14 protein-coding genes and 1 tRNA gene are annotated in these 17,473 nt (G+C 55.6%); 9 read left to right on the forward strand and 6 right to left on the reverse strand.

Translation table 11 applies throughout. The features are described from left to right. The first annotated feature begins 89 nt into the window (after window positions 1–89). Window positions 90–2,393: a type I DNA topoisomerase gene (gene topA, locus C1A08_RS06855; protein WP_101572309.1), complete on the forward strand. Its 2,304-nt coding sequence runs from the start codon at window positions 90–92 to the stop codon at window positions 2,391–2,393. A 72-nt stretch (window positions 2,394–2,465) separates the two neighbouring features. Here the strand turns inward: topA and ispF are convergent, their stop codons facing one another. Continuing rightward, entirely contained in the window at window positions 2,466–2,948 is a 483-nt protein-coding gene (gene ispF, locus C1A08_RS06860) for a 2-C-methyl-D-erythritol 2,4-cyclodiphosphate synthase (protein ID WP_101572311.1), read from the reverse strand. A 69-nt stretch (window positions 2,949–3,017) separates the two neighbouring features. Between ispF and C1A08_RS06865 the strand changes: the two genes are divergently transcribed. Then, window positions 3,018–4,490, forward strand: a complete 1,473-nt coding sequence (locus C1A08_RS06865) for an aminoacyl-histidine dipeptidase (RefSeq protein WP_101572313.1) — start codon at window positions 3,018–3,020, stop codon at window positions 4,488–4,490. Between the two features lie 36 nt (window positions 4,491–4,526). Here C1A08_RS06865 and C1A08_RS06870 read toward each other — a convergent pair whose 3' ends face one another. Continuing rightward, entirely contained in the window at window positions 4,527–5,732 is a 1,206-nt protein-coding gene (locus C1A08_RS06870) for a pyridoxal phosphate-dependent aminotransferase (protein WP_055205280.1), read from the reverse strand. A 61-nt stretch (window positions 5,733–5,793) separates the two neighbouring features. On the opposite strand from C1A08_RS06870, the gene C1A08_RS06875 reads away from it, so the two are divergent. The 3 genes from C1A08_RS06875 (at window position 5,794) to rpsT (ending at window position 6,678) form a co-directional block, all read left to right on the forward strand. After that, a complete protein-coding gene (locus C1A08_RS06875) occupies window positions 5,794–6,162 on the forward strand; it encodes a hypothetical protein (protein WP_147387404.1) in 369 nt (122 codons plus the stop codon). A gap of 159 nt (window positions 6,163–6,321) precedes the next feature. Further along, window positions 6,322–6,393: transfer RNA gene (locus C1A08_RS06880), tRNA-Glu, on the forward strand. Window positions 6,394–6,426: 33 nt separating this feature from the next. Further along, window positions 6,427–6,678 carry a 30S ribosomal protein S20 gene (gene rpsT, locus C1A08_RS06885; protein ID WP_055205282.1) on the forward strand — a complete coding sequence of 84 codons (252 nt, stop codon included), beginning with the start codon at window positions 6,427–6,429 and terminating at the stop codon, window positions 6,676–6,678. A gap of 141 nt (window positions 6,679–6,819) precedes the next feature. On the opposite strand, the gene C1A08_RS06890 is transcribed toward rpsT, so the two are convergent. From C1A08_RS06890 to dusB, 3 genes are all read right to left on the reverse strand, one after another. Further along, on the reverse strand, window positions 6,820–7,680 hold the full coding sequence (locus C1A08_RS06890; RefSeq protein ID WP_055205283.1) for a sigma-70 family RNA polymerase sigma factor: 861 nt from the start codon (window positions 7,678–7,680) through the stop codon (window positions 6,820–6,822). Window positions 7,681–7,787: 107 nt separating this feature from the next. Further along, window positions 7,788–9,299, reverse strand: a complete 1,512-nt coding sequence (locus tag C1A08_RS06895; protein WP_101572317.1) for a Do family serine endopeptidase — start codon at window positions 9,297–9,299, stop codon at window positions 7,788–7,790. Window positions 9,300–9,695: 396 nt separating this feature from the next. Then, a complete protein-coding gene (dusB, locus tag C1A08_RS06900) occupies window positions 9,696–10,718 on the reverse strand; it encodes a tRNA dihydrouridine synthase DusB (RefSeq protein WP_101572318.1) in 1,023 nt (340 codons plus the stop codon). Window positions 10,719–10,784: 66 nt separating this feature from the next. Between dusB and argS the strand changes: the two genes are divergently transcribed. Both argS and C1A08_RS06910 read left to right on the forward strand, forming a co-directional pair. Next, window positions 10,785–12,566 (forward strand): arginine--tRNA ligase, encoded by a 1,782-nt coding sequence (gene argS / locus C1A08_RS06905; RefSeq protein ID WP_101572320.1) that lies wholly within the window; start codon window positions 10,785–10,787, stop codon window positions 12,564–12,566. Window positions 12,567–12,599: 33 nt separating this feature from the next. After that, on the forward strand, window positions 12,600–14,090 hold the full coding sequence (locus tag C1A08_RS06910; protein ID WP_101572322.1) for a lipopolysaccharide biosynthesis protein: 1,491 nt from the start codon (window positions 12,600–12,602) through the stop codon (window positions 14,088–14,090). Between the two features lie 3 nt (window positions 14,091–14,093). Here the strand turns inward: C1A08_RS06910 and C1A08_RS06915 are convergent, their stop codons facing one another. Continuing rightward, window positions 14,094–14,576, reverse strand: a complete 483-nt coding sequence (locus C1A08_RS06915; RefSeq protein ID WP_055205287.1) for a hypothetical protein — start codon at window positions 14,574–14,576, stop codon at window positions 14,094–14,096. Window positions 14,577–15,113: 537 nt separating this feature from the next. Here C1A08_RS06915 and cls point away from each other — a divergent pair. Continuing rightward, window positions 15,114–16,583, forward strand: coding sequence for a cardiolipin synthase (gene cls / locus C1A08_RS06925; protein ID WP_055205289.1), 1,470 nt, complete (start codon window positions 15,114–15,116; stop codon window positions 16,581–16,583). A gap of 63 nt (window positions 16,584–16,646) precedes the next feature. Next, window positions 16,647–17,450, forward strand: coding sequence for a transglutaminase domain-containing protein (locus C1A08_RS06930; protein WP_101572326.1), 804 nt, complete (start codon window positions 16,647–16,649; stop codon window positions 17,448–17,450). The last annotated feature ends 23 nt before the right edge of the window (window positions 17,451–17,473 follow it).

The following is a 17,473-nucleotide window of genomic DNA, read 5'->3' on the forward strand; positions in this document are numbered from 1 at the left end:
AAGGAGTAGAACTTTAGGTTTTCTCTTTATAATACAATAATGAAAGTCGCGGTATCGGGCAACCGGACCGCCGAAAAACGAAAATATTTATGCAGGAAAATCTGGTGATCGTGGAGTCTCCGGCCAAAGCAAAGACTATCGAAAAATTTTTGGGTAAGGGCTATGTGGTAAAATCCAGTTTCGGGCATATCCGGGACCTATCGAAGAAAGAGTTGGGAATCGACATCCAAAATGATTTTACACCGCATTACGAAATATCTCCCGATAAGAAGAAGACGGTAGCGGAGTTGGAAAAACTCGCCAAGGAGGCCGGCACGGTTTGGCTGGCGTCCGATGAAGACCGCGAGGGGGAGGCCATCGCGTGGCACCTGTCCCAGGTGCTCGGGCTGAAAGACGACAAGACCAAGAGGATCGTTTTCCATGAGATCACGAAAAATGCCATTTTACATGCCATCGAAAATCCGCGCACGATCGACCTGAATCTGGTCAATGCCCAGCAGGCGCGCCGGATTCTGGATCGTCTGGTGGGATTCGAACTGTCGCCGGTTCTGTGGAAAAAGATCAAGCCGTCGTTGTCGGCCGGACGCGTTCAGAGCGTGGCCGTACGGCTGATCGTCGAGCGCGAGCGCGAGATCATGGATTTCAAGGCCGCGGCCTATTACCGGGTGCTGGCCGATTTTACGGTTACCGATGCGGACGGGAAGAAATCCGCGTTCCGGGCCGAACTCAGTAAACGCTATGCGACCGAACAGGAGGCGCTCGCGCTGCTCGAAAAGTGCAAGACCGCCGTCTTTACCGTACGGAACGTCGAGCGCAAGCCGTCGAAAAAATCTCCGGCCGCGCCGTTCACCACGTCCACGTTGCAGCAGGAAGCCGGGCGCAAACTCGGTATGTCGGTGAGCCAGACGATGTCGGTAGCGCAGCGGTTGTACGAGGCGGGGTATATCACTTATATGCGTACCGATTCGGTGAACTTGTCCGGACAGGCGATCGCTGCGGCGAAAGCGGAGATCGTCAAGCTTTTCGGTGAAAAATATTCGGAAGTCCGCAACTATAAAACCAAAACGAAAGGAGCACAGGAAGCGCACGAAGCGATCCGCCCGTCTTACATGGATAAGACCGTGATCGACGCCGCTCCGGCCGAAAAAAGGCTGTACGATTTGATCTGGAAACGGACGATCGCCTCGCAGATGGCGGCGGCCCAGACCGAACGGACGGTGGTCGATATCGAGATCAGCAATGCGGAGGAGCGTTTCGTCGCTACGGGCGAGACCGTGCTGTTCGACGGTTTCCTGAAATTGTATTCCGAATCGACCGAAGACGAGGCGCAGGAGGGCGAAGAGGCGCTGCTGCCCCCGTTGAAACAGGGGGATCGGCCGGAGGCGAAAAGCGTTACGGCGTTGCAGCGTTTCACGCAGAGTCCGCCGCGTTACAGCGAGGCGTCGCTGGTCAAAAGGCTTGAAGAGCTGGGGATCGGTCGCCCGTCCACCTATGCGCCGACGATTTCGACGATCATCACGCGCGGCTATGTGGTTAAAGAGAACCGCGAGGGCGGCAAACGGGGGTATGTCCAGTTGAAACTCGAAAAAGGGGAGATTGTCCGCAAAGAGCTCAGCGAGCATGTAGGGAAAGAGAAAAACAAGCTTTCTCCGACCGATATCGGCATGTTGGTGACCGATTATCTCGACCAGCAGTTTACCGATGTGATGGACTATAATTTTACGGCGATGGTCGAAAAGGAGTTCGACGAAATTGCCGAAGGGGATAAAAGTTGGGTCGATATGATCCGTAAGTTCTACGAAAAGTTCCATTCGACGGTGGATCGGGCGCTCGAAAGCCAACCGGTCAGAAGCAGTCAGCCCCATCTGCTCGGAACCGATCCGAAAAGCGGCAAGCCGGTTTACGTCAAAATCGGACGTTTCGGCCCGGTCGCCCAGATCGGCGATGCCGACGATGCGGAGAAACCGCGTTTTGCGAGCCTGAGAAAAGGGCAGTTGATCGCTTCGATCACGCTCGAAGAGGCGCTCGACCTGTTTACGCTGCCGCGTACCGTCGGCGAGTTCGAGGAGAAAGAGGTGGTGATCGGCATCGGCCGGTTCGGGCCTTATGTGCGGCACGACGGCAAGTTCGTCTCGTTGGGCAAGACAGACGATCCTTATACGATCGAATTGGATCGTGCCGTATCGCTGATCCGGGACAAGCGCGAGAAGGACGCCAAGGCGAAGGAGCCGATCCGCACTTATCCCGAGGACGACGGATTGCAGGTACTGAACGGCCGTTATGGCCCTTATATCGCTTGGCAGGGGAAAAATTACCGCATCCCGAAAGGGTACGTGCCTGCCGAACTGACGCTCGAACAGTGCCGCGAGATCATCGCAAAATCAAAAAAATAACGGATTGCTTCCGACGAAAAGCCCCGCATCGAACCGATGCGGGGCTTTTCGTTTTTTCGGCGCGAGCGGAGGCTATGGTTTGAAGATCAGCGCTACCGCGTGAGCTTCGATCCCCTCTTCGCGTCCGACGAAACCGAGGCGTTCGGTGGTGGTCGCCTTGACCGATACGGCTTCCGGAGCGATTCCCATCGCGGAGGCCAGCGTTTCGCGCATGGCTGGAATGTGCGGTTTGATTTTGGGACGTTGCAGACAGAGCGTGCAGTCGACATTCCCGATTGCGTAGCCCTGCCGTCCGATCAGTTCCACGGTACGGCGCAGCAGGATCTTGCTGTCGATGCCTTTGTACGCTTCGGAAGTATCCGGAAAATGCAATCCGATGTCGCCGATCGCGGCGGCTCCGAGCAACGCGTCGCACAGCGCATGGATCAGTACGTCTCCGTCCGAGTGGGCGACGCAGCCGAGGGCGTGTTCGATACGTATGCCTCCCAGCCACAACGGGAGCCCCTGCGCTAATGCGTGCACGTCGTATCCGTGCCCGATTCTGAAATTCATCATTGGCCGAAGTTTTGTACAAACTAACGAAATTATGATTACATTTACAAGGAAGATTAAATTTTTAAGGAAATGTCAGAAATTGCACAATTGACCCCTCGGATCGTGTGGGACTATTTCGACCAGATAACCCGGATTCCCCGTCCGTCCAAGAAAGAGGAGAAGATCATGGCTTACCTGGTCGATTTCGCCAAAAGTCACGGGTTGGAGTACCGGCGCGACGGCGTGGGCAACCTCGTGATCCGCAAACCGGCGACCGAAGGGATGGAAGACCGTTCGACCGTCGTCTTGCAGAGCCACGTGGATATGGTGTGCGAGAAAAACAGCAGCGTGAATTTCGATTTCGAGAAAGATCCGATCCAGACGCGCATCGCGGACGGTTGGGTTACGGCGACCGGCACGACGCTCGGCGCCGACTGCGGCATCGGCATGGCGGCCGAGCTGGCGGTGCTGGCTTCGGCGGACGTTCCGCACGGACCGCTGGAATGCCTGTTCACGGTAGACGAGGAGACCGGACTGACCGGGGCCTTCGGGCTGGGCGAGGATATGCTTTCCGGCAAGTATCTGATCAACCTCGATTCGGAGGATGAAGGGCAGATTTTTATCGGCTGCGCCGGCGGGATCGATACGGTGGCTACGCTGAATTACCGGCAGGAAGAACCGGTCAAGAATTACGAATTTTTCCGGATCGACGTTTCCGGTCTGCTCGGCGGTCATTCCGGCGACGATATCGAAAAGGGCAGGGCCAATTCGAACAAAGTGTTGAACCGTTTTTTGTGGAGGATCGACGCGAGCGATATCGACCTGCGGCTCGCCTATTTCGACGGCGGGAACCTGCGTAATGCGATCCCGCGCGAGGCGTTTGCCGTTTTCGGCGTTCCGTCCCGCGAGGTGAAACGGGTCAGGCGTTTTTTTGAGGAGTTTCGGGACGACCTGAAACGCGAATACGGGACGATCGAAACCGGAATGGATCTGGCGCTGACCGATATGCCCGCGCCGGATACGGTAATGGATATCGAAGCGCAGCGTAGTCTGCTGGACGCCGTGTGCGGCGTGCCGAACGGCGTGCTGGCGATGAGTCCGGTGATGCCGGGCATGGTCGAAACGTCGACGAACCTGGCTTCCGTCAAATTCGTCGGCGAACTGTTGGTCGAAATCACGACTTCGCAGCGTTCTGCGATACAGAGCGCGCGGGATGCCGCGTCGGCATCGGTCGAATCGGTGCTGCGGCTGGCCGGCGCCGACGTAAGTCGTTCGGACGGCTATCCGGGCTGGAATCCCGATCCGGATTCCAGGCTGCTGGAGGTGGCCCGCAGTGTTTACGACAAGCTGTTCGGCGCGCAACCGCAGGTGCGGTCGATCCATGCCGGACTGGAGTGCGGTCTGTTCTTGCAAAAATATCCCGATCTGGAGATGATATCCATCGGTCCGACCCTTCGCGGCGTACATTCGCCGGACGAGAAGCTGGAGATCGCTTCCGTCGGACGGTTCTGGCAGTTTCTGACCGGAATACTCGGCGCGTTGAAAAACGCCGGCGATCGGTGACCGCAGGCGTTTTCCGCAGATTTTCCGATAACCGGGTTAGCGGGTCGTTTTGCGGCCCGGATATACTTTTAGCGCTTCGCGCAGGCATTCGGCGGCGGCCAGCAGGTCTTCGCGCTTGATGACGTAGGCGATGCGCACCTCGTCGTGTCCGAGGTAACACGAGGCGTAGAATCCGGTCGCCGGGGCCAGCATGACGGTTTGTCCTTTGTATTCGAACTCTTCGAGTAGCCATTGGGCGAAACGCTCGCTGCTGTCGATCGGAAGCTTCACGATCGAGTAGAACGATCCTTTCGGCATCGGGCAGTAGACCCCTTCGATTTTGTTCAGCGCCTCGACGATGCAGTTGCGGCGCGCGGCGTATTCGTCGTGCACTTCCCGGAAATAACTCGCCGGAGTGTCCAGCGCCGCTTCGGCCGCCACCTGGGCCAGATAGGGCGGGCACAGCCGCGCTTGTCCCATCCGCAGCGCGGCGGCGATGATCGCCTTGTTGCGCGATACGAGCGTTCCGAGCCGTACGCCGCACATGCTGTAACGTTTCGACACCGAGTCGATCATTACCACGTTCTGTTCGATTCCCTTGAGGTTCATTACCGAGATGCATTGCGTCCCGTCGTAGCAGAATTCGCGGTATACTTCGTCCGCCATCAGGTACAGGTCGTGCCTCAGCACGATATCGCGCAGTTGCGCGTACTCCTCCTCGGAATAGACGTATCCGGTCGGGTTGTTCGGGTTGCAGATCAGAATCGCTTTGGTGCGCGGCGTAATCAGCCGTTCGAAATCCTCCATCGGAGGCAGCGCGAAGTCGTTGGCGATGGTCGACGAGATCGGCTTGATATTCACGCCCGCTTCCATCGCGAAGCCGTTGTAATTGGCGTAGAACGGCTCGGGTACCAGTACCTCGTCGCCCGGGTTCAGGCAGATGGTCATGGCCATGAAAATCGCTTCCGACCCCCCGACGGTGATCATCAGGTCGTCGGCCGTCACGTCGATGCCGACGCTTTCGTAGTATTTGACCAGTTTGCGGCGGTAACTTTCGTTACCCGCCGAATGGCCGTATTCGAAGACGTGATCGGAAATATTCTTGACGGCGTCCACGGCGACCTGCGGCGTGCAGATGTCGGGCTGCCCGATGTTCAGGTGGTAGACTTTGATTCCGCGGCTTTTTGCTTTTTCGGCATACGGTACCAATTTACGGATCGGCGAGGGGGGCAGGTATACCCCCTTATCGGATAAGTTAGGCATGAAAAAATATTTTAAAACACCGCAAAGCTATAAATATATTTTTATAGTACCTTTGCCGTCGATGAAAATAATGAAGATTTCTCCGAAAACAGCGATTCAGGCGGTCGTTTCTGGCGTCGTAATCGGGGCGTTGCTCAGCCGCGATTATCCGAAGGCGGGACTCGTCGTGTCGGCGTGTTTCATCGCATTTTACCTCGGGCTGACTTTCCGTCGCAGAATGTGCTATCTGCTGCATTTCGTGTCGGGCGGGATCGAGAAACGGTTTCTGGCCGTTTCGTGGCTCTGTACGCTCTATCTGCTGATCGCTGCGTTGGTCGCCGGCACGGTCTATAACTTTTTCCTGCTGCTGGCTCTGGGGCTCGATTATTTTTTGTACGACAAGCGCCAGCGGGCGTCGGCCGGAAAAGAGAAAGGGGCCGGGGAGTTGTAGCCTGCTCCGGCGGAGGTTCGGGGCCGGTTTTTCGGGCCGGCGGTTTCGCCGGAATCCAAAGAATCGGAAATAAAAGATGAAATTTTCGTCGAAAAATTTGCAAATATTCAGTTTTTGGCTACCTTTGCACCGCTGAATCAGTCAATCTGGTTGCGCGATGGCCCATTCGTCTATCGGTTAGGACGCAAGATTTTCATTCTTGAAAGAGGAGTTCGATTCTCCTATGGGCTACGAAATAAAGATGAAATAAATAAATTTACGAAAATGGCAAATCACAAGTCATCGAAGAAAAGAATACGCCAGACCGAGGTGAAAAACGCCCGGAATAAATATTATCACAAAACGGCCCGTAATGCCGTAAAGGCGTTGCGCAATACGACTGAGAAGGATGCCGCCGTAGCGTTGCTTCCGAAGGTGACCGCCATGCTGGACAAACTCGCCAAAACGAATGTGATCCACAAGAATAAAGCCGCCAACCTGAAAAGCAGCGTTCAGCTTCACGTCAACGCGTTGTAGTCTGCCGTTTTCGGCGTCGAATATAAAAGCCATCCTTTTCCGGGATGGCTTTTTTACGTGTCCGATGCGAGATACCAGAGGAAATAAAAAACGCCGGCTATTTTTAGCTGGCGTTTTTTGATTGCGGTAGATTGCGTCGAATTATCCGAGATAGGATTTCAGCAATTTGCTCCGGGTGCTGTGGCGCAGTCGGCGGATTGCTTTTTCTTTGATCTGACGGACGCGTTCGCGGGTCAGTCCGAATTTCTCGCCGATCTCTTCGAGCGTCATTTCCGAGCAGCCGATCCCGAAGAAATATTTGATGATGTCGCGTTCGCGGTCGGTCAGCGTCGACAGGGCGCGTTCGACTTCCGTGCCGAGCGATTCGTTGATCAGGCCGCGGTCGGCGATCGGCGAATCGTTGTTGACCAGCACGTCGAGCAGGCTGTTGTCCTCGCCGTCCGAGAACGGAGCGTCCACCGATACGTGGCGTCCCGAAACCCTGAGTGTGTCGGTCACCTTTTCTTTAGGCAAGTCCAGCTCGTTGGCCAGCTCTTCGGGCGACGGAGTCCGTTCGTGCTCTTGCTCGAACCGGGCGAACGCCTTGTTGATCTTATTGAGCGATCCCACCTGGTTCAGCGGCAGGCGGACGATGCGGCTCTGTTCGGCCAGCGCCTGCAGGATCGACTGGCGGATCCACCATACGGCATAAGAAATAAATTTGAAGCCGCGCGTTTCGTCGAACTTCTCGGCGGCCTTGATCAGTCCCAAATTCCCCTCGTTGATCAGGTCAGGCAGCGACAGGCCCTGGTTCTGGTACTGTTTCGCAACGGAAACCACGAACCGAAGGTTGGCGCGAGTCAGTTTTTCGAGGGCTTCCTTGTCGCCCTTTTTGATCCGCTGCGCCAGATCTACCTCTTCCTCTACGGTAATCAAATCCTCTTTGCCAATCTCCTGCAGGTATTTGTCCAGCGATGCGCTTTCGCGATTGGTAATGGATTTGGTAATTTTTAATTGTCTCATCGTATAGTTCTCTTGTTGATACCTAACTAAACTTTTATGAAACGTTGCAGCGCTCCGTGAAAGAGCCTGCAACGTTTCTCAAGTAACAACGGGGAAAGTTTCTCCGCCTATTTCGGCATGATCAGCAACCGGTCGCGCGTGCCGTCCGGGTTGATCCATTCGATCGATTCGATTGCCGACGTAATGCGGTTCAGGTCGTTTACCGAACTGATGGTCGAGTTGTTGATCCGCGTGATGACCGATCCTCTGCGGATGCCCGCCTTGTCGAGCAATCCTCCTTCGTGAACGCCTGTCACTACCGCACCTCCTTTGATCTTAAGCGATTTCAGCGCTTTTTCCGACACTTCGGCGAACTCGCCGTTCAGCGCATCGTAGGCCGAAACTTGGTCTTTGGTGATCACGTCGGTGTTACCAGTCTTATTACGCAAGACCACTTCGATTTGTTTCACGTCCGAGCCTCTTTTTACGCTTACCGTGATCTTATCGTTCGGTCGGTGCTTGGCGATCTCTTCAGAAACCTGGGCCGATCCTTCGATTTTCACCCCGTTTATTTCGGTGATGATGTCGCCCGTCTTGATTCCTGCGGCTTCGGCAGCGCTGCCCGGGTATACTTCGCCGACGTAAATACCGCCTTGTTCCTTGATACCGGTCGATTTGCCTTTATCGCTTTCGAGGAACGCTTCGTCGATCGCGTTGTAGCCGATGCCCAGCATGGCCCGCTGTACGACGCCGTACTCTTTCAGGTCGACCACCACTTTTTTAACGATCGAGGTCGGCACGGCGAACGAATAGCCGATGTAACTTCCGGTCTGCGACTGGATCAGCGTGTTGATGCCGACCAACTCGCCTTTGGTATTCACCAGCGCGCCTCCGCTGTTGCCCGGATTGACGGCCGCGTCGGTCTGGATGAACGATTCGAGGCTGTACTGCGTCGGCAACGCCTGCAGGCTACGCCCCTTGGCGCTGACGATCCCGGCCGTGATCGTATTCTGCAGTCCGTACGGGCTGCCGATGGCCAGCACCCACTCGCCGAGACGCAGAGCGTCCGAATTTCCGATCGGAATGGTCGGCAGGTCGTTCGCGTCGATTTTGATCAGCGCCACTTCGGTCGTCGGGTCGGTGCCGATGACTTTGGCGTCGAACGTTCGTTTATCGTTCAGCGTCACTTTCAGTTTCGACGCGTTGTCCACCACGTGGTGGTTCGTTACGATATAGCCGTCCGGACTGATGATGACGCCCGATCCGCCGCTTTTGCGCTCCTGCGGCCGCGGCTGTTGCTCCGGCTGTTGCCGGTACTGGCCTCTCGGAATGCCGAACAGGTCGAAGAACTGTTCGAAGCCGCCGTCGTCGCCGTATCCGCCGCGATAACCTGCGCGGGACGAGATTTCCTGCGTGTTGACAATGTTAACGACTCCCTTGACGGCATTTTCGGCCGCATAGGTGAGGTCTGGATATCCGCCTTCCTCATAGGCGGTGAAGTGCGTGCCGACGTTCGATGCGAACGATTCGGCGGGCGTATAGCTGTCCTTGTCGGCTGCTTTCGTTACGGTGTAAGCAGTTACTCCGCTTGCAACCATCGAGACTGCCAGCACCCCTGCCCATACAAAACCCTTTTTCATAGAAACAATAAATTTTAGTGAATGAATTTGTCAGTTATAAAAAAGGTAGAATTGGTTCATTGTGTCTGTTTCCTGTTTTTTAGCGGTTCCTCTTCGCGCTCCGCGCACGCTTTTCGGCGGAGTCTGCGACGAGAACCCAGTTGCCGTTGGTTTTTATTTTATTTATATAACTGCGAAACTTCGCGGAATATTGTCCTGACGATGCGGTTTTGCGGTTCCGGCGTTTTACGGGCGGGCTGATCCGGCTTCCGGACACGGCCTTTCCTCGGAACCGGTAAAAATAACGATTCCTATTTTTTAAATATTGTATGGATACCGTCGAAAAAATCGTTCCCGCAGTCTTTTTCCCGATAGGTTTTTGCTGGGCGCGTGAACGACCCGGAGCGGAAAAGCCTGTCAGACGTCGTGCGAGAGCGGTTGCGGAACGATCTCCGACGTGTCGAAGTCGCCCCACCGTTCGGCGACGTAATCGAGCGTAGCGACGATTTCGGCCGGATCGTTCAGCGTTACCAGCTTCAGCCGCGTAGGCTTGAAATCGGGCAGTCCTTTGAAATAACAGGAGAAATGGCGCCGCATTTCCAGCACGCCGACTTTGTCGCCCTTGAATTCGAGCGATTTTGCGAAGTGGAGTTTCGCCAATTCCACTCGCTCGTGCACGGAAGGCTGCTTGAGTTGTTCGCCGGTCTTCAGAAAATGGCGGATTTCTTTAAATATCCACGGCCGGCCGTAAGTGGCGCGGCCGATCATGATGCCGTCGATGCCGTAGCGTTCGAATGCCGCCGCAGCCTTTTCCGCCGAGTCGATGTCGCCGTTGCCGATGATCGGGATATGCATTCGCGGGTTGCGTTTTACCTCGCCGATCAGCGTCCAGTCGGCCTCGCCGCGGTAAAGCTGCGCCCGCGTCCGGCCGTGGATCGTCAGCGCGGCGATTCCCGCGTCTTGCAGCCGTTCGGCGATCTCGACGATGTTTTTCGAGTCTTCGTCCCAGCCGAGGCGGGTTTTGACGGTTACCGGCAGGCGTACCGCATCGACGATCCGCCGCGTCATTTCGACCATCTTCGGCACGTCGCGCATCATGCCGCTGCCGGCTCCGCGCGCGGCGATCTTGCGTACCGGGCAGCCGAAATTGATGTCGATCAGATCGGGCCGTGCCGCCTCGGCGACCCGCGCCGCCTCGACCATCGGTTCGATCTCGTTGCCGTAGAGCTGGATGCCCACCGGGCGTTCGTAGTCGTAAGTGCGGAGTTTGGCGACCGATTTGGCCGCGTCGCGGATCAGTCCGTCGCTCGATATGAATTCGGTGTAGACCATGTCCGCTCCGAACCGCTTGCACACGTATCGGAACGACGGATCGGTCACGTCTTCCATCGGGGCCAGGAACAGCGGCTTGTCCCCTAAATCTATGTCGGCTATCCGCATCGGTTGTATTTTGACGGCAAAAATAGCTATCTTTGTGCTGATTTTGAAATCACGAAACCGCAAATCATGAATATCGAACAGTTTTTGCAGGATAAAGTGCGGGCCGCAGTGACCGCGCTGTACGGCGAACCCGCCCCCGGACAGGTACAGATACAGAAAACCCGCAAGGAATTCGACGGCGATATGACGCTGGTGGTCTTCCCGTTGCTGAAACTCAGCCGCAAAAATCCGGAAGCCACCGCCGCGGAGATCGGCGAAGCGCTGGTCGCCTCGACGCCCGAAATCAAAAGTTTCAATGTAATCAAAGGATTTTTGAACCTGTCCCTTAGCGAATTGTTCTGGAGCGAGCGCGTGAACGAAATCCTCGCCGATCCCGCTTACGGGCAGGCCGCTCCGACCGGGCGGACGGTGATGGTCGAATACTCCTCGCCGAACACCAATAAGCCGTTGCACCTGGGCCATATTCGCAACAACCTGCTCGGCTACTCGGTGGCCCGGATTCTGGAGGCGGGCGGTAATAAGGTGCTGAAAGTGAATTTGGTCAACGACCGCGGAATCCATATCTGCAAGTCGATGCTCGCGTGGCGGAAGTTCGGCGGCGGCGAGACGCCCGCTTCGTCCGGCATGAAGGGCGATCACCTGGTCGGGAAGTACTACGTGGCCTTCGATAAGGCTTATAAGGCCGAAGTCAAAGAACTGACGGCCGGCGGTATGGACGAAGAAACAGCCAAGCGCGAAGCGCCGATTATGAAAGAGGCCCAGGCGATGCTGCGCAAGTGGGAGGCCAAAGACCCGGAGATTTACGGGTTGTGGCAGACGATGAACGGCTGGGTGTACGAAGGTTTCGACAAGACGTACGAAGCGATGGGCGTCAGCTTCGACAAGGTGTACTACGAATCGAATACCTACCTGCTCGGCAAATCGATCGTCGAGGAGGGACTGGATAAAGGGGTGTTTTTCCGTAAGGAGGACGGCTCGGTCTGGTGTGACCTGACCGCCGACGGTCTCGACCAGAAGCTGTTGCTGCGCGGCGACGGTACGTCGGTCTACATGACGCAGGACCTCGGCACGGCCTACACTCGTTTCAAAGAGGAACGCCTGGACGACATGATCTACGTCGTCGGCAACGAGCAAAACTATCATTTCCAGGTATTGAAACTGATCCTCGGCAAGCTCGGTTACGGCTGGGCCGATCATATCACGCACCTGTCGTACGGTATGGTCGAGCTGCCCGAAGGAAAAATGAAGTCGCGCGAGGGGACGGTGGTGGACGCCGACGACCTGATCGACGAGATGGTGCGGACGGCTTACGACATGTCGCAGGAGCTCGGCAAACTCGACGATGCGACGCCGGACGAGGCGATGCGGATCAGCCGGATGGTAGGACTCGGCGCGTTGAAATATTTCATTCTGAAAGTCGATCCGCGTAAGACGATGCTGTTCGACCCGCGCGAGTCGATCGACTTCAACGGCAATACCGGGCCGTTTATCCAATACACCCACGCCCGGATCAAGTCGGTGTTGCGCAAGGCGGCCGAGCGCGGGATCGTTCCGGCTTCCGAGCTGCATAGCTCGGCGCTTTCGACTGAAGAGGTCGGCCTGATCAAGATGCTTGCCGACTATCCGGGCGCCGTAGCGCAGGCCGGCGCGACGTTCTCGCCGTCGGTGATCGCGAATTACGCTTACGAATTGGCCAAAGCGTACAACAGCTATTACCACGATTTCCCGATCCTGCGGGAGGCCGATGCGCAGAAACAAACGATGCGTCTGACGCTTTCCGAAACCGTAGCCCGCGTGATCGCTTCGGCGATGGCGCTGCTCGGTATCGGAGTTCCGCAACGCATGTAAACCGGCTTTCCGCAGCCTTTAACCGATACGGCCTTGGGCATCGTACAACGCAACAGCATCACGATCACGATCCTGTCCTACCTGGGGATCCTGATCGGATATGTCAACAAGATCCTGTTGCTGACGAACTTCCTGACCGAGGAGCAGGTCGGACTGGTCAATATTCTGACCGGGCTGGCCGTCCTGTACGCCCAGTTTTCCGCGCTGGGAATCAATTTTTCGGTCGTCAAATTCTTCCCGTTTTTCCGGACGCCCGACCGGCGGGACAACGGTTTCTTTTTCTGGTCGGCGCTGGGTGTCGGCGCCGGGTTCGTCGTGTTCACGGTTCTGTTCCTGGCGTTCCGCGAACCGGTCATGGCGTACTATTCGAAAGAATCTCCGCTACTGTCCGAGCACTACCTGATGCTGATTCCGCTGGGGCTGGCTACGTTGTCCTATAATTTTTTCAGTTCGTGGTTGCAGGCATTTTACAAGACGGTCGTCACCTCTTTCGTCAACGAGATTCTGCTGCGCCTGTTGATTTCGATCGAAATTTCGCTGTATGCGTTGCGGCTGATTACGTTCGAGCAATTCGTCGTGGGGTACGTGCTGATCTATTTCGTACCGGCGGCGATCCTGCTGGTTTATATGGCGACGATACGGCAAACGCGGTTCCGGCCGGTTCCGGTCACTCCGCGCGTGCGCAGGTTGCTTTCGATCACGGCGGTATACGGATTGTGGCAGTATCTCGGAGGGGCTTCGATGTATATCGTACCGATCGTCGACCAGACGATGCTGGCCGGGATCTGCGGGCTGGCGGAAGGAGGGATCTATACCACGATCATCTATATGACCAGCGCGATGCAGATGCCCTACCGTTCGATCGTCAAGGTGTCTACGCCGGTGGTTACGAACCTGTGGAAAGAGCGCGACATGGAAGGTATGCGCAAAATCTCGCGCGATGCGTCGCTGATGAACCTGATCGCCGGTTGCTTTCTGTTCGTCGTCATCTGGGTCAACCTCGACAATATCTTTTCGCTGATGCCGGAGTCGTACGCCAGCGGGCGTTACGTTTTCCTGTTCCTCGGCCTGGGTTGGGTCGTGAATATGTACGTGGGACTGAACAGCACGATTCTGATGACTTCCAAGAAATACCGCTATGAGTTCATGCTTTCGATCCTGCTGGTCGGGCTGACCGTCCTGACCAACGCGCTGATGATTCCCCGCTGGGGGATGAACGGGGCGGCGCTGGCGACGATGATCTCGCTGCTGGTTTTCAACGTCGGGCACGTTGCGTTCGTATGGAAGTTCTACCGGATTTTTTCACTGTCGTGGCGCGATGTCCTCGTCGCCCTGTGGGGAGCCGCGATGATCGGCGTCTCGATGCTGATTCCGCGGCAAGACAATTTCATCGTCGACGGAACGATCCGGACGACGCTGATTTCGCTCGTATTCGGTACGGGAATTTATTATTCGAAGATTTCTCCGGCGCTGAACCGGATGCTCGAAGGCCTGCTTCGCCGGATTTTCGTCCGCCGCTCTTAACGGTCAGGCGCGCAGTTGGGCTTGGCGATACGTAAAGAGCATGGGATAATCGTCGAATGCGAAGATGGTCATTTCGTCGCGCCGGCGCCGCCACGGGAGCAACCGTCCCCATACGATTTTGCTGACGAATATGAAAAACAGCGTGTATAGGTCGTCGTACTCTTTATCGCAACAATAAACGACGGACGGATCTTTCGGATCCACCAGTCGTTCGTATTTGTTGATCAGGAATCCGTTCCACTGGTATTTTCCCGAACAGAGCCGATCCATGAACGCATTGTAATCGGGCAGGAATACGAGCTGGCGTCCCGTAAAATCCTGATAATTCTGTAATGCGAGTTTGAAAATCCGATCGCGGCGGTTGTTGCGTTTCCCGAGCCAGAATATCAACAGGCGCGTCGGGATCTCTTGCGCGAACACGATGTCCGACGTGTGGGCTTTCAAAAATTTCTCGGTGTCCCGGTACAATCGTTTTTCTCTGTTCATAATGATGACTTTTTGTAGGATCGATCAACGATTGCTCCCGCTTGCGACGAGAACGCATTTGCCCGTATTCCCGTTTGCGGTACGGCATTTCCCGGCGGAACCGATGCGGACTTCGGGAGCGGTCGCACGAGACCGCCCGGTATCGGTCGGACAAAAGCATACTTTCTCCGTTTTCCGGATCGTAATCCGTTGAGGCTGTTCTGTAGTTCGCTGTGAATGGAAGAAGGGCATAATCATTTGTTTACAGTACGTCCGACGCCGCGATTTCTCCGGATTATTCGTCCTGATCGTACTTTTCGATCCTTGATTTAATAAAATTTATTATAAATATAGTTATAACTACATAACTTTATGATGCAAATATAATTAAAATTCAAGATAATCCAACGGTCCGATATATTTTTATGCAAAGTTCCGGTTATTTTATTTCGATCGAAAAGGAACGGAGGCGGGCCGTTTTGCAATTTTTCGGCAGACCGCCTCTTTTTTCCGGAGGGGTTTATTATATTTGTATCAAATACTGCTATTTGGAATGCCATGCCGGATACTTTTTTACTTTTCGCTCTGATCGACCTGAAGCCTTACCTGAGTTTCGGGTACATCGTTTTCGTGATTATCACGATCGCCGTGATCATTCACGACAAGCGCGATCCGGTGAAGGCGTTGTCGTGGATCATCGTGATTTCGTTGCTGCCGGTCGTCGGATTTATCTTTTACATCGTTTTCGGACGCAACCACCGCAAGCAAAAATTGTTCAGCCGCAAGGAACTGAGCGATCTCGAACAGATCGACACGCTGAGCCGGCAGCAAATCTACGAGATCAACAACGCCGCGGTGCTGCACAAACCGGAGATCAGCGACAACCGCGATATCATTACGCTGCTGCTCAACAGCAACAAGGCGCTGCTGACGGTGCATAACCGGGTGAAGCTGCTGAACGACGGAACGGAGACGTTCGACGAAATCCGCAAGGCGCTGTGGTCGGCCAGTTCGTCGATCCATCTGGAATATTACATCATCGAGGACGATCCGCTGGGCCGCGAGATCGCCGACATTCTGATCGCCAAGGCGCAGCAGGGGGTCGAGGTGAGGCTGATCTACGACGACGTGGGCAGTTGGGGGCTCGGGCGCAAGTACATCGGCCGGCTGCGCAAGGCCGGCGTCCGGGTAGAGTGTTTCATGCAGGTGGTCTTCCCGTGGCTGACCAGCCATGTTAATTACCGGAATCACCGCAAGATCCTGGTTGTGGACGGCAAGATCGGGTTCACGGGCGGGATCAACATCGCCCAGCGGTACGTCACCGGGACGAAAATGGGGCCGTGGCGCGATACCCACCTGCGGCTCGAGGGCGAAGCGGTCGGCATGTTGCAGATCGTATTCATCGCCGACTGGTTTTTCGTCAGCAAGCAGTTGTTGAACGACTATCCGAAATACCTGCCCAAAACGCATGTCAAGGAGGAGACGATGATCCAGATCGCCACGTCCGGACCCGATTCCGACTGGGCGTCGATCATGCAGGCGTTTTTCTCGGCCATCACGCATGCGCAGCACCATATCTATATTTCGTCGCCCTATTTCCTTCCGAACGAGGCGATTCTGACGGCGGTCAAAGTGGCTGCGCTGAGCGGGATCGACGTGCGGATCATGATCCCGAGCCGTTCCGATTCGAAGGTGGTTTACTGGGCCTCCCGCTCGTACATCGGCGAACTGATCGACGCCAACGTGAAGGTGTACCTGTACCGCCGGGGATTCAACCATTCGAAGCTGATTATGATCGACGGGCAGTTCAGTTCGGTCGGCACGGCCAATATGGACATCCGCAGTTTCGAAGACAATTTCGAAGTGTCGGCGTTGCTGTACGACCGGAAGATCACGCAGGAGCTGGAAGCGGAGTTCCTGCACGACCTCGATCAGAGCCGCATGGTAACGCGCGACTACTGGGAGAGTCGTCCCGCGCTGCATAGTTTTTACGAAGCGTTGTCGCGGTTGTTCAGCCCGTTGCTGTAAACGAGGTTCGGATGTTGCCGTACCGCCGTGGGAATGACTTGATAAACCGTTAAACTGCCCGTTATGAGAAAAAAACTATTTGTTGTTTTTTGTGCGTTTTTGGCGCCCGTGTTTTCCGCAGCCCAGTCGCACGATCCTTTCGAAGCGGACACCACCGAATTCGTCCTGACGGTAGGTTCCCTGTCGACGAAGGCTATGGATGCTTATCCGCAGCGAATAACCGGGCTGTCGAAAGACGGAAAAGGTTACCGGGTCGTTCTTACCGTGGTCAATCCTTATGCCGACAGTGCGCGGCGTGCGAAAATGATGGAGGCGCCTTATTCCCGCAATCGATCCTACGACGGAGAGACGGCGAAATATTTGTTGCCGACGCCGCTGATCGACCCTGAAAACGAACTCCTGGCGGGAATTGCCGATACGTTGTTTACCGACGAATCCAGCGCGTTTGCCGTAATAAACAAGGCGCTTTCATTTACCCACGGTTTTTTATCGCCCGACGATTCGCTTGCCCGCCGCATTGATGCGGGAATTTGCAGGACGCTGGACGTGGCGTCGATCATCGAGCGGAGGAGAGGCACTTGCAGCGAATATGCGAACCTGTTCATTGCATTGATGCGCCGCAAGAATATCCCCGCCCGCCTTGCCGTGGGCTATGTTTACGCTCCCGAATACAAAGCCGTCGGAAGCCATGCATGGCCCGAATGCTATCTCGATGGCATCGGATGGTTTGCCGTCGATCCTACGATGAATACTTTCTGGTTTCCCCATTTCATGATAGTCAAGATGCGGGACGGGGTTGATTACGAAGACTGCGACATCGGTCTGTTGAAAGAAGACATAGAGCCTGTGGAGATAGCGAAAAAATAGTCGGGGAACCCCGGTAACCGGGA

It is taken from the genome of Alistipes sp. cv1, assembly GCF_900240235.1.
In the GTDB taxonomy this organism is placed as follows: domain Bacteria; phylum Bacteroidota; class Bacteroidia; order Bacteroidales; family Rikenellaceae; genus Alistipes_A; species Alistipes_A hominis.

Bases quoted from the DNA above. Each gene is read 5' to 3' on its own strand.
- topA (WP_101572309.1), top strand. From the start codon at position 90: ATGCAGGAAAATCTGGTGATCGTGGAGTCTCCGGCCAAAGCAAAGACT.
- ispF (WP_101572311.1), bottom strand. From the start codon at position 2,948: ATGATGAATTTCAGAATCGGGCACGGATACGACGTGCACGCATTAGCG.
- C1A08_RS06865 (WP_101572313.1), top strand. From the start codon at position 3,018: ATGTCAGAAATTGCACAATTGACCCCTCGGATCGTGTGGGACTATTTC.
- C1A08_RS06870 (WP_055205280.1), bottom strand. From the start codon at position 5,732: ATGCCTAACTTATCCGATAAGGGGGTATACCTGCCCCCCTCGCCGATC.
- C1A08_RS06875 (WP_147387404.1), top strand. From the start codon at position 5,794: ATGAAAATAATGAAGATTTCTCCGAAAACAGCGATTCAGGCGGTCGTT.
- rpsT (WP_055205282.1), top strand. From the start codon at position 6,427: ATGGCAAATCACAAGTCATCGAAGAAAAGAATACGCCAGACCGAGGTG.
- C1A08_RS06890 (WP_055205283.1), bottom strand. From the start codon at position 7,680: ATGAGACAATTAAAAATTACCAAATCCATTACCAATCGCGAAAGCGCA.
- C1A08_RS06895 (WP_101572317.1), bottom strand. From the start codon at position 9,299: ATGAAAAAGGGTTTTGTATGGGCAGGGGTGCTGGCAGTCTCGATGGTT.
- dusB (WP_101572318.1), bottom strand. From the start codon at position 10,718: ATGCGGATAGCCGACATAGATTTAGGGGACAAGCCGCTGTTCCTGGCC.
- argS (WP_101572320.1), top strand. From the start codon at position 10,785: ATGAATATCGAACAGTTTTTGCAGGATAAAGTGCGGGCCGCAGTGACC.
- C1A08_RS06915 (WP_055205287.1), bottom strand. From the start codon at position 14,576: ATGAACAGAGAAAAACGATTGTACCGGGACACCGAGAAATTTTTGAAA.
- cls (WP_055205289.1), top strand. From the start codon at position 15,114: ATGCCGGATACTTTTTTACTTTTCGCTCTGATCGACCTGAAGCCTTAC.
- C1A08_RS06930 (WP_101572326.1), top strand. From the start codon at position 16,647: ATGAGAAAAAAACTATTTGTTGTTTTTTGTGCGTTTTTGGCGCCCGTG.